Origin of the sequence: Mesorhizobium sp. LHD-90 (genome assembly GCF_030929505.1) — a bacterium.
Classification (GTDB): domain Bacteria; phylum Pseudomonadota; class Alphaproteobacteria; order Rhizobiales; family Rhizobiaceae; genus Kumtagia.
On the sequence record NZ_JAVFVV010000001.1, the window covers coordinates 330,695 to 342,450 of the forward strand.

Below are 11,756 nucleotides of genomic sequence, written 5' to 3' on the forward strand. Positions count from 1 at the left end.
CCCCGGCGCAGTTCCTCCGCGATCGCCATGCAAGAATCCACTCTCAACGCAATCGACGTCTCCGTCGAGTTTGCCGGCCTGAAGGCGCTGGCGGGCGTATCGCTGACGCTGACGCGCGGCGAGATCGTCGGCCTGATCGGGCCGAACGGGTCGGGCAAGACGACGCTCATCAACGCCATCACCGGCCAGGTACGGTTGGCCGCCGGCCGCGTTACGCTTGGCGACGAAATCATCTCCGGGCTGGCACCGCGCCAAGTCGCGCTGAAGGGCATCTCGCGTTCGTTCCAGATCGTGCGCCTCTTCAACAACATGACCGTGGTCGAGAACATCGAGGCGGCAGCTCTCGCCCGCGGCGACAGCCTTCGCGCCGCCAGGACCAAGGCCGAAGCGCTGCTGACCGAATTCGGGCTTGCCGCGCGGGCGGACGAACTCGGCGCCGCGCTGAGCTACGGCGACAAGCGCCGCGTCGAGGTCGCACGCGCACTGGCCGCGAACCCAAGCTTCCTGCTGCTCGACGAGCCGGCGGCAGGCATGAACGAAGCCGAGACCGATACGCTGCTCCATACGCTCGCGGCTTTGCCGAAAGCACGCGGCCTCGGCCTGATGATCATTGACCACGACATGGGCCTGATCATGCGGCTCTGCCAGCGTCTGCATGTGCTCGCCTCTGGCCGCACCATCGCCGCCGGCACAGCCGAGGAGGTCCGCCGCGACCCTGCGGTGATCGAGGCCTATCTCGGCCACGAGGCCGCCCATGCTTGAGGTTGTCGACCTCGAAGTCCGATACGGCGCGATCCGCGCCTTGCGCGGAATTTCATTGACCGTGAAGAAGGGCGAGCTGGTCGCCCTCATCGGCGCGAACGGCGCCGGCAAATCGTCGGCGATGATGTGCATCGCCGGCGCGCTGAAGGCGGCCGGCGGCTCGGTGCGTCTCGTTGGCGAGGACATCACCTCTGGAAAGCCGGAGTCGATCGTACGGAGAGGCATCGCGACGGTGCCGGAGACGCGCGACGTCTTCCCCGACCTCACCGTCGATGAGAACCTGACGCTGGGCGGCTATACCAGACGTGGCGACGCGGCCGGGCTCGCGGAAGACCGCGCGAAGATGTTCGCGCTCTTCCCCCGGCTCGCCGAGCGCTGCGGCCAGCCCGCCGGAACGCTTTCCGGCGGCGAGCAGCAGATGCTGGTCATCGCCCGGGCGATGATGTCACGGCCGAAGATGCTGCTGCTGGACGAACCGTCGCTCGGACTGGCGCCGGTGATCGTCGACCAGATCTTCGCGATGATCGCGCAGTTGAAGGCCGCCGGCACCACCATCCTCCTCGTCGAGCAGAACGTCGCCAAGGCTTTGTCGGTCGCGGATCGCGTCTATGTGATGCGGCTCGGCCGGATCGCCGCGTCGGGCACCGCCGCCGAGATCAGCGCGGCCACCGACCTCAGCGCGCTCTACCTCGGGGCCGAGCCATGACGTTCGCGATCCAGTTCGTGATCGACGTGCTGAGCCTCGGCGGCGCCTATGCGCTCATGGCGCTGGGGCTGGTTATCGTCTACGGCATCCTGCGGCTCGTGAACTTCGCCTATGGCGAGTTGATCATGGTTGCCGGCTACACGATGTTCCTATTCAGCGGCTCCGGCCTGCCTTGGCTGGTGATGGCGGCGGTCGCCGTCATCATGGCGGTGCTGGCCGGCATTGCCACCGACTACGTCGCTTTCCGACCTGTCCGCGCCAAGTCGGTGACGGCGGTGCTGATCACCTCCTTCGCCTTCTCGACGCTGCTCCAGAACGCGGCGCTCCTGTTCATCTCCCCGCGCCCGCAGACCGTTCCGCTGCCAGCACTCTTCTCGCAGACGGTGACGATCGGCGGGGCTATCACGCCGCTGCGCAACCTGATCACCATCGCGGCCGCAGTAATACTGCTCGCGCTCTTCGCTCTCCTCATGCGGCGCACCGTGCTCGGCATCGCCATGCGCGCGGCGGCGACCAACTTCACCATGGCGCGCATGCTCGGCGTGCCGGCCAACCTCATCATCTCCTCGGCCTTCGCGATCTCCGGTTTCCTCGCTGGCGTGGTCGGGCTGCTCTGGATCGGCCGTATCGGCACGGTGGTTCCCGGTATCGGTCTCGAACCGCTTCTCGTGGCCTTCATCGCCACCGTGATCGGCGGCATGCGCAGCCTGTCCGGCGCAGTAATCGGCGGCTTCCTGCTGGCGCTGATCGACACCACGCTCAACTACACGCTGTCGCAGGACCTCTTGAAGTTTCGCGACGCCTTCACCTTCAGCCTGGTGATCCTGATCCTGCTCTGGCGGCCGGAAGGGTTGGTCAAAGGCCCGGCGACGGGGCAGAGGACATGAAGCGTCATATCCTCACCGCCGCAATCCTCGCCGGCCTCGTCGTTCTCGCGGTGCTGGCCAGCCAGTTGCTCGGCATCCGCCTCTACGACCGCATCGTCACGAACCTCTGCATATCGCTGGTGCTGGTCCTTGGCCTGCAGCTCTTCATGGGCAATTCCGGCATCCTGTCCTTCGCTCACATGGGCTTCATGGGCGTGGGCGCCTATACCTCGGCCGTACTTTCGATCCCTGCGCAGATGAAGGGGATGGCCCTGCCCGACCTCTACCCTTTCCTGCAGGGCGTCGAGCTGTCGCCATACCTGTCGATCGCGATTGCCGGCGTCATGGCGGCGGTGGTGGCGGCCGTCGTGTCCTATCCGCTGATGCGCCTGTCGGATGCCGCGGCGGTCATCACGTCCTTCGCGCTGCTGGTCGTGCTTTACACGGTGATGACGAACTGGAGCGCGCTGACCAACGGCCCGCGGACGCTCTTTGGCCTGCCCAAGGCGACCGACATCTATCTTTCGGCGTTCGTGGCGATCCTGGCAGTGATTGGCGCGCTTATCTTCAAGGAGTCGCGGACCGGCAGGTTGTTGCGCACAAGCCGCGATGACGAGCGAGCGGCGGCCGCGATCGGCGTGAACATACCCGCGCTGCGCTGGCGCGCCTTCGTTGTGGCCGCGCTTTTCGCCGGGATAGGCGGCGCGCTCTGGGGGCATTTCATCACGTCGTTCTCGCCAAAAGCCTTTTACCTCAAGGAGACCTTCGTCATCCTGTCGATGCTGGTGATCGGCGGTGCCAATACGGTTACTGGTGCGGTTGTTGGCACCTTCATCGTCACCATCGCCTATGAGGGGCTGCGTGGCCTAGAAGGCGTGCTCAACGAGGCGAAAGTCACCGGCGAGCCGGTGATCGGACTGACCGAGATCGTGCTGGCGCTCGCTATGATCGCGGTGCTGATCCTCAGGCCTGGCGGGCTGTTCCCCACCCGCGAAATCGGCGCGCTTCTGAGGCGGCGCATGGAGACCAGGAAATGAGCTGGAAGACCGCGTACCGTTCCTTCTACTACGCCAATGCCGAGGAGCCGGCCGACATCGTGCTCGACCCGGCGACGACCGCGCTGCTGGTGATCGACGTCCAGGACGTCTACCTTGCGCCGAAGGACACGCCGGCCGAGACGGCCCGCTGGCAGCCCTTCTACGACCGAATGCGCCAGACCGTCATCCCCAACATCGCCAAGCTGATCGATGACTGCCGTGGCCTCGGTGTCGAGGTGATCTACGCGCGTATTGCCTGTCACAAGCGCGACGGGCGGGACCGGTCGCTCAGCCAGAAGAAGCCGGGCTTCAACTATCTGCTGCTGCCGAAGGACCTGCCCGACGGCCAGATCGTGAAGGAACTCGCGCCGCAGGGCGACGACATCGTCGTGACCAAGACTACCGACAGTGTGCTAACCGGCACCAATCTCAGGCTGCTCTTGCGCAACATGAACATCAAGGACGTGGTCTGCGTAGGCATCTTCACTGACCAGTGCGTGTCGTCGACGGTGCGCAGCCTAGTGGACGAGAGCTTTGACGTCGTGGTCGTCGACGATTGCTGCGCGGCCGCGACGATGGAACTGCACCGGCATGAGCTGGAGATCATCAACATGATCTACTGCCATGTGGTTCAGCTCGACGAGGTCACCGGCTTCTTCAAATGAGCAAGGGCGGCGCGAGCCTCTACGAGCGCGACCAGCAGGCGCTGTCGAAAATGTCGTTCCTGCGTTTCTTCCCGCTGGCGGTGACTGGCGGCGACGGCGCCTGGCTGACCGGCGACGACGGGCGCCGGCTGCTCGACTTTTCGGCGTCCTGGGGCGCGGCAGCGCTCGGCCATTCGAATCCGGCCTTGCGCGAGGCCGTCAACCGGGCGCTCGCCAGCCAGGCCGCAGCAAGCCACCTGTCCAGCGCCAATCTGCCGGCCGTGGAACTGGCCGAACGTCTGCTCGAAATCGTGCCGCAGCGGGCGAGGGGCCGCGTCTGGCTCGGCCATTCCGGCTCCGATGCCAACGAGACCGTGGCGCGTGCGGTCGTCGCGGCGACCGGGCGACCGCGCATCATCTCGTTCAAGGGCGCCTATCACGGCGGCACGTCCGGCTCGATGGCGATCTCCGGCCATCCTGTCCAGCAGGGCGTGCCAAAGGCGGCCGGGTTGAGCCTTGTCCCCTACCCAAACGCTTACCGCGACGGCGGCGCGGAGCCGGCAGGCAAGGCTGCGCTGGCCGAGCTCGAGGCGCTGTTCGCGGGGTCGGTACCGCCGCAAGAGGTGGCGGCACTTTTCCTGGAGCCCATCCAGTCCGACGGCGGCATGCTGGTGCCTCCGGACACCTACTTTCGGTCGGTCGAGGCGCTCTGCCGCAAGCACGGCATCCTGATCGTATCCGACGAGGTGAAGGTGGGGCTCGGCCGCACCGGACGCTTCAACGCCTTCGAGCATCTCGGCATCGAGCCCGACACGGTTGTCTTCGGAAAAGGCCTGGGCGGTGGTCTGCCTCTGTCGGCTGCGGTTGGGCCTGAGGCGATCATGAACCATGCCGCCGCCTTCTCCTTCCAGACGGTGCACGGGAACGCGATCTCGGCTGCGGCCGGATGCGCGGTGCTCGACACGATCGCAAGCGACGGGCTCGTCGCCAACGCCGCCGAGACAGGGGCGCATCTCAGGATGCGTCTGGAAGGCCTGAAACAAAAGCATGCACTGGTCGGCGACGTGCGCGGCCGCGGCCTGGCGATCGGCGTCGAGCTGGTCACGGACCGGGCGACGAAGACGCCCGCGAAGACCGAGACGGCGCTGGCGGTGCTTCGCGCCTTCGAGCTCGGATTGGTACTCTACTACGTCGGCGTAAGCTCCAACGTGCTCGAGTTCACGCCGCCGTTGACGCTGACGAAGGCTGAAGTCGAAATTGGCGTCGACCTGCTCGACCGCGCGCTCACGGATGTCGCAGCCGGCCGCGTGGATGCGGCCTCTGCGGCTGCATTTTCGGGATGGTGACCAACGGCAAGGGCATCATCCCATCCCGCGTCCCGATACTTGCCGGTTCCGCCTCAGTCCTGCGTGTTGAGAAAGTCCGAGACAGTGCGCATGCAGAGGTCCCGCTCCTCGACGTGCGGCATATGGCTCGAATGCTCGAAAAGTACCCATCGAATACCCGGAACGCGCTCCACATAGGGTCGTACCACCTCGGGCGTGGCCTCGTCGTGGCGGCCGGAGATCAGCAGTGTCGGCACGGCGATATTGGGCAGCCGGTCGTCGATGGTCCAATCCTTCATCGTGCCGATGACGTGGAATTCGGTCGGACCGTTCATGTTGCGGTAGACCGTATTGTCCTCGTCCATGATGGCGAAGGTGCGGGCCACTTCAGGCGGCCACGGCACGACGCGGCAGACGTGCCGGTCGTAGAATACCCGCGAGGCCGTCACATATTCGGGATCGGTGATCGTGCCGGCGGTCTCGTGTCGTGCCAGCGTATCCTGTACCTCCTGAGGCAGGTCGCGGCGCAGCCGGTTGGCCTCCGTGACCCAGGTGTGCATGTTGGCCGGCGAGTTGGCGATCACCAGGGCCTTGAGGCCTTCCGGCCTGCGCACGGCGTGCTCGGCGCCGAGCATGCCGCCCCAGGACTGGCCCAGGAAGGCATATCGCTTCCCGATCCCCAGCGCCCGCAGCAGCGTGTCGAGTTCATCGAGGAACAGGTCGACAGTCCAGAAGTCCGGACCCTTGTCCGGGAGACGGGTGGAGTTGCCATTGCCGAGTTGATCGTAGTGGATCACGGCCCGGCCATCGAGCGCGGCGATATCCTTGAAGGCATCGACATAGTCGTGCGTGCAGCCCGGCCCGCCATGCGCCACGACCAGGGGCAATTTCGGAGACTCCAGGGTGCCGGTTATGCGGTACCAGGTGCGGTAGTCGCGAAACGCGATGTGGCCTTCGGTCGTCTCGGTCAAAAGCTCTCTCCTCGCTGCTGGCGACATCATAAGGGCGGCTGGCGATACGCGGCAGCTATGAGAAGTGATAGGTGGCTGCGGGCAGGGGACCGCGGACCTTGAGCGTCGACGAGCGGATGCGCGCTCCGTCACCGCCTTAATCGTCGAGCAGGCGGAAATGCGCGGCGCGCACGACGGCCTGCGTGCGGTTCCGGGCGCCAAGCTTCCGCGCGGCAGCCGTGAGGTGCATGACCACCGTTGGCACCGACCGCTCGATAATGCGCGAGATTTCCTTGGCCGACAGGCCGTGCGCGGAATAGCGCAGGCATTCGCGCTCGCGCTCGGTCAGGGCCGGCAGGCGCGGGCTGAGCGCCGAGCGGTCGTAGTGGGCGTAGGCGGCGTCGTGGAAGACATGCGCCAGCAGGCTGAAGCGCGCGATGATCGCGGCATCGTGGTTTTCCCCGTCGCTTGAACCGGGTCGGATGCCGGTGACGGTGGCATAGCCGCCGCGCGGCATGTGGATGGGGATGGTCACGCCACTGGCGAGATCGCGCTCGCGCAGATAGCGCGCCACCGGCTCGGTCGTCTCGTTCAGAAGCGCACCGATCTCGGTATCCATCCCCTTGTCATAGTTCCACGCGAACGGTGTCGAACTGCGCGCCGCGACGATCTGCACCGGGTCGATGCGAAAATAGCCGCGGTCGCACCAGTAGTCGTGCATGTCATCGGCGATGTTGCGCAGCTTCAGCATCGACGGGATCATGATCGTGCCGTCGAGATCGTAGGGAACCGGCGTGTAATCGTAGATCAGGGCATCGTAGCCGAGGCGGCCGGCCGCCCTGAAGGCCTCGTCGATACACTCTTCGAGCGAGTGATGCCCCTCGAACCGACGCCTGGTTGCAGTGACTTCGTCAAGCATCATACCTGTCCGCAGCGCCATCCCGAAGACACCCTATCACTTCTTATAGCTGACACACGCACAACATTTAGCTAACAGTATGGGCATGCTCAAAAGCTGTGCATGCGGGGAACGTGATGTGGCGTGAGATCGCGGCCGACGACCGCATCGAGGTCGATGTCGACGGCTTCAAGGTCGTCGCCTACAGCTTCGGCTCCGGCAGCGAGACGGTGTTCTGCCTGAACGGCGGACCCGGCCTGCCGTGCGACTATCTGCGCGAGTCGCATTCCTGCCTGGTCGACCAGGGCTACCGCGTCGTGGCGTTCGACCAGCTCGGCACGGGCGCATCCGACCGGCCCATCGACGCGTCGCTGTGGACGATCGCCCGCTACGTCGAGGAGACCGAGACGATGCGCAAGGTGCTGGGGCTCGGCAAGGTACACATGCTCGGCCACTCCTGGGGCGGCTGGCTGGCGATCGACTATGCGCTGACCTACCAGGAGAACCTGCGGACGCTGATCCTCGAGGACACCGTCGCCGACATGCCGCACCTGGTCTCGGAGCTCGAGCGGCTGCGCGCCTCGCTCGGGCCCGAGACGGTGTCTATGATGCAGAAGCACGAAGCGCAGGGTACCTACAGCCATCCCGAATACATGGCGGCGGTGACGATCCTCAACTACCGCCATGTCTGCCGGCTGCCGGAGTGGCCGGCCCCCGTCCGTCGCTCGCTCGACGACTGGAACATGGGCCCGTACGAGACGATGCAGGGCCCGAACGAGTTCCTTTACATAGGCAATCTCAAGGACTGGAATCGGGTGCCGGAGCTGCCGAAGATCAAGGTCCCGGTGCTGATCACGCATGGAGAGCATGACGAACTGACGCCGGCTTGCGGCCTGCGCATGAAGCTTGCCTTACCGCAAGCCGAGCTGCATATAATCCCGAACGCGAGCCACATGCCTTTCTACGAGAACCCGGCTGTGTATTATCCGATCCTGTCCCGCTTCCTCGAGCGCAACAGGGCTGGTTGATGCAGGTTCGGTCCAGGCTGCAGAGAGCGGACGGAGACAACCGTCACGGCCATGCACCGCTATAAGTTCGTTCTCTACCGGCCGCTGCAGTTCCTGCCGGTGCTGTTCGGCATCAGCATCATCACCTTCATCCTGGTCCGGCTGATCCCCGGCGACCCGGCGCGCGTGCTGCTCGGCACCCGCGCGACGCCCGAGGCAATCGCCCGCATCCGCGAGCAGTACGGTCTCGATGAGCCGTTCCTTGTCCAGTACCTCTATTTCCTGCGCAATCTTGCGGACGGCGAGATGGGGCGGTCGATCCTCTACAAGATCGATGTGCTTAAGCTCATCCTCACACGCATCGAGCCGACGCTGATGCTGGTGCTGTGCAGCGTCGTGCTGTCGGTGCTGATTGCCGTGCCGGTCGCTGCGGTCGCAGCCCGCAACCAGGGCAGGTTCGCCGACCAGGCAATCCGCGTCATCTCCACCTTCGGCATCGGCTTCCCGCCCTTCTGGCTGGGGCTGATGCTCATCATCCTGTTCAGCGTGAAGCTCGATATCTTCCCGGTATCGGGCTACGGCAATACGCTGCCCGAGAAGCTCACGCATCTCTTCCTGCCCAGCCTCACCATCTCGCTGTCGCTGTCCACCGTGCTGGCGCGCAGCCTACGCGCGGCCATGGTGGAGGCGCTGCGCTCCGACGTCGCCACCGCAGCGCGAGCCCGCGGCATGCCGGAAAGCATCGTGTTCTGGCGGCACGTGCTGCCCAACTCGCTGGTGCCCACCGTCAACCTGCTCGCCGTCAACATAGGCTGGCTGATCGGCGGCACGGTGGTGGTGGAGACGGTGTTCGCGCTGCCCGGCATGGGACAGCTCCTGGTGCGGGCGATCTTCTCGCGCGACTACATGGTCGTGCAGGGCGTGGCGATGGTGTTCGCCTGCGCGACCGTGCTGATCAACTTCCTGGCCGACATCGCCACCGTGGCGCTCGACCCGAGGGTGAAGCTGTGAGCGAACCCCTGGCCGTCACTGCCCCGCTTGCCGGCCGGCTCAGCCTGTTCCGCCGCCGCGGTACGCTCGCCGTCGGCGTATTCCTCCTTGGCGCGTTCATCGTCCTGGCGCTTGGCGCGCCGCTCATCGCTCCCTACGATCCAATCGCGCAGGACGCGGCGGCGCGGCTACAAGGGCCGTCGTGGCTGCATCCGTTCGGCACCGACAATTTCGGCCGGGACATCCTCTCGCGCGTCATCTGGGGCACGCGTATCGACCTGCAGATCGCCATCATCGGCGTGCTCTTCCCCTTCATCATCGGCACCACGCTGGGCACGGTGGCTGGCTTCTTCGGCGGCATCGTCGACGCCATCTTTATGCGGCTGGTCGACATCATCCTGGCTTTCCCCTTCCTGGTGCTGATGCTGTCGATCATCGCCATCCTCGGGCCGGGTCTCGGCAGCTTCTACATCGCCATGGCCCTGGTCGGCTGGGTGTCCTATGCGCGGCTGATCCGCGCCCAGATGCTGGCGCTGAAAAATCACGACTATGCGGTGGCAGCCGTCAGCCTGGGCTTCAGCCGGACGCGCATCATGTTCCGCCACCTGCTGCCGAACGCCGCCGCCGGCTCCATCGTCTTCGCCATGTCCGACGCAGTGCTTGTGCTGCTCAGCGGCGCGGCGATCAGCTATCTCGGGCTCGGCGTTCAACCCCCCATCGCCGAATGGGGCGTCATGGTCGCGGAAGGCCAGCCCTTCGTCACCACTGCCTGGTGGATTACGCTGTTTCCTGGCCTGTCGATCGTGACGCTCGCCTTCGCCTTCAGCATGATCGGCGACGGGCTGGCCGATCTCTTCGGAGTGCATGAGTGAGCGCGCCGCTGCTTGCGATCACAGACCTCACCGTCGTCCATGACGGCGACGCCGGCACGCGCGCGCTGCTCGATGCGGTCTCGCTCGACCTCGCCCAAGGCGAGGTGCTCGGGCTGGTCGGCGAAAGCGGCTCGGGCAAGAGCCTGCTCTGCCGCTCGCTGGTCAGGCTGCTGCCGTCGAGCCGGCTGAGGATCGCCGGCGGCTCGGTCAAGCTTGCCGGACACGAGCTCACCGACGCACCGGAATCCGTGATGCTCAAGGTGCGGGGAGGGGAGATCGGTATGATCTTCCAGAACCCGACCAGCCATCTCGATCCCGTTATGAGGATCGGCGACCAGGTCGCGGAAGGCATCCGCTTCCATCAGGGGCTGGACGCCCGGGCCGCACGCGCTGCGGCGACGGATGTGTTGGCGCAGGTCGGCTTCTCTGACCCGGCGCGCCAGTACGACAGTTATCCGCATGAGTTTTCGGGCGGCATGCGCCAGCGCGCCATGATCGCGGCCGCGCTGTCCTGCGATCCGAAGATACTGATCGCAGACGAGCCCACGACGGCGCTGGACGTCACGATACAGGCGCAGATCTTGCGGCTGCTGATGGACATCCGCGCAAAGCGTGGGCTCTCCGTGATCCTCATCACCCACGATCTCGGCATCGTCGCCCAGGTCTGTGATCGCATCGCGGTGATGCGGCACGGGCGCGTGGTTGAGGTTGGAGAGAAACGCGGCCTTCTCGCCGCGCCAAGCCATGCCTATACGCGCTCGCTGATTGCCAGTCACCCCTCGTTGCCGGAGGAGGAGGCGGCGCCGAAGGCCGAGAAGCTCCAGATGCCGGGAGCGGTGCCGGTGGTCGACATCGAGAAGCTGCATGTGCGCTTCGCCAGCGGCGGGCTGTTCAAGCGAAGCTCAGTCAACGCCGTCGACGGCGTGACTCTGCGGGTGATGCCCGGCGAGACGGTCGGCATCGTGGGTGAATCCGGCAGCGGCAAGAGCACATTGGCGCGCGCCGTGCTCGGGCTGACACCGGTTTCGTCCGGCGCGATACGCTTCGACGGCAACGACATAACGTCGGGTCGAGCAGCGCTGGCGACCCTGCGGCGCGAAACCGCGATGGTTTTCCAGGACCCGTTCAACGCCTTGAACCCGCGGATGACGATCGGTCAGATGCTGGCCGAGGTGCTGCGGGTGCAGGGAAAGATCGAGTCCGCGCGGATCCCGGCGCGCTGCGGCGAGTTGCTTGACCTGGTCGGGCTGGGGCGCGAATTCCTCGATCGCAAGCCGCGCTCGATGAGCGGCGGCCAATGCCAGCGCGCCGGCATCGCGCGCGCTCTTGCCGTAGATCCCAAACTGATCATCGCCGACGAATGCGTGGCCGCGTTGGACGTGACGATCCAGGCACAGATCGTCGAGCTGTTCCGCGGACTGGCGGAGCGCATGTCGCTGACCCTTATATTCATCGCCCACGACCTCGCCATCGTGCGAAATCTCTGCCAGCGTGTCGTGGTGATGCATCGCGGCGCGATCGTTGAGGAAGGCCGGTCGGAGGACGTGTTCTCCCGCCCAAGGCATGCCTACACAGCCGCCCTCGTCGCCGCCGTTCCGCATATCGACCCGGACAAGCCGCTGCTTGCTCCGCCGAAGATGGCGACCGCTTATGCTCATGCGGCCGCGAATTGACCACCAGAAGCCAACCAGAAGGGGAA

The 11,756-nt window shown here is 65.6% G+C and carries 12 protein-coding genes; 10 read left to right on the top strand and 2 right to left on the bottom strand.

The window, feature by feature from the left end; all coding sequences use genetic code 11:
* The first annotated feature begins 27 nt into the window (after nucleotides 1-27).
* Genes RB623_RS01570 through RB623_RS01595 form a run of 6 tightly spaced genes read left to right on the top strand, consistent with a single transcriptional unit; the run spans nucleotide 28 to nucleotide 5,361 of the window.
* On the top strand, nucleotides 28-762 hold the full coding sequence (locus RB623_RS01570; protein WP_308054984.1) for an ABC transporter ATP-binding protein: 735 nt from the start codon (nucleotides 28-30) through the stop codon (nucleotides 760-762).
* A complete protein-coding gene (locus tag RB623_RS01575; protein WP_308054985.1) occupies nucleotides 755-1,468 on the top strand; it encodes an ABC transporter ATP-binding protein in 714 nt (237 codons plus the stop codon). Before RB623_RS01570 ends, RB623_RS01575 begins: the two co-directional genes overlap by 8 nt.
* Nucleotides 1,465-2,355, top strand: a complete 891-nt coding sequence (locus RB623_RS01580; protein WP_308054986.1) for a branched-chain amino acid ABC transporter permease — start codon at nucleotides 1,465-1,467, stop codon at nucleotides 2,353-2,355. The genes RB623_RS01575 and RB623_RS01580 overlap by 4 nt, the downstream gene beginning before the upstream one ends.
* Nucleotides 2,352-3,371, top strand: a complete 1,020-nt coding sequence (locus RB623_RS01585) for a branched-chain amino acid ABC transporter permease (protein WP_308054987.1) — start codon at nucleotides 2,352-2,354, stop codon at nucleotides 3,369-3,371. The genes RB623_RS01580 and RB623_RS01585 overlap by 4 nt, the downstream gene beginning before the upstream one ends.
* On the top strand, nucleotides 3,368-4,036 hold the full coding sequence (locus RB623_RS01590; protein ID WP_308054988.1) for an isochorismatase family cysteine hydrolase: 669 nt from the start codon (nucleotides 3,368-3,370) through the stop codon (nucleotides 4,034-4,036). The genes RB623_RS01585 and RB623_RS01590 overlap by 4 nt, the downstream gene beginning before the upstream one ends.
* Nucleotides 4,033-5,361: an aspartate aminotransferase family protein gene (locus RB623_RS01595; protein WP_308054989.1), complete on the top strand. Its 1,329-nt coding sequence runs from the start codon at nucleotides 4,033-4,035 to the stop codon at nucleotides 5,359-5,361. Before RB623_RS01590 ends, RB623_RS01595 begins: the two co-directional genes overlap by 4 nt.
* A gap of 53 nt (nucleotides 5,362-5,414) precedes the next feature.
* On the opposite strand, the gene RB623_RS01600 is transcribed toward RB623_RS01595, so the two are convergent.
* Together RB623_RS01600 and RB623_RS01605 are read right to left on the bottom strand one after the other, a co-directional pair.
* Complete coding sequence (locus RB623_RS01600) at nucleotides 5,415-6,311, bottom strand: proline iminopeptidase-family hydrolase (protein ID WP_374121617.1); 897 nt, start codon at nucleotides 6,309-6,311, stop codon at nucleotides 5,415-5,417.
* 136 nt (nucleotides 6,312-6,447) lie between these two features.
* Entirely contained in the window at nucleotides 6,448-7,209 is a 762-nt protein-coding gene (locus RB623_RS01605; protein ID WP_308054991.1) for a LuxR family transcriptional regulator, read from the bottom strand.
* Nucleotides 7,210-7,325: 116 nt separating this feature from the next.
* On the opposite strand from RB623_RS01605, the gene RB623_RS01610 reads away from it, so the two are divergent.
* Genes RB623_RS01610 through RB623_RS01625 form a run of 4 tightly spaced genes read left to right on the top strand, consistent with a single transcriptional unit; the run spans nucleotide 7,326 to nucleotide 11,730 of the window.
* Nucleotides 7,326-8,216: a proline iminopeptidase-family hydrolase gene (locus RB623_RS01610; protein ID WP_308054992.1), complete on the top strand. Its 891-nt coding sequence runs from the start codon at nucleotides 7,326-7,328 to the stop codon at nucleotides 8,214-8,216.
* Nucleotides 8,217-8,267: 51 nt separating this feature from the next.
* Nucleotides 8,268-9,206 carry an ABC transporter permease gene (locus tag RB623_RS01615; protein WP_308054993.1) on the top strand — a complete coding sequence of 313 codons (939 nt, stop codon included), beginning with the start codon at nucleotides 8,268-8,270 and terminating at the stop codon, nucleotides 9,204-9,206.
* Nucleotides 9,203-10,057, top strand: coding sequence for an ABC transporter permease (locus RB623_RS01620; protein WP_374121618.1), 855 nt, complete (start codon nucleotides 9,203-9,205; stop codon nucleotides 10,055-10,057). Before RB623_RS01615 ends, RB623_RS01620 begins: the two co-directional genes overlap by 4 nt.
* A complete protein-coding gene (locus RB623_RS01625; RefSeq protein ID WP_308054994.1) occupies nucleotides 10,054-11,730 on the top strand; it encodes an ABC transporter ATP-binding protein in 1,677 nt (558 codons plus the stop codon). Before RB623_RS01620 ends, RB623_RS01625 begins: the two co-directional genes overlap by 4 nt.
* Nucleotides 11,731-11,756 lie beyond the last annotated feature (26 nt).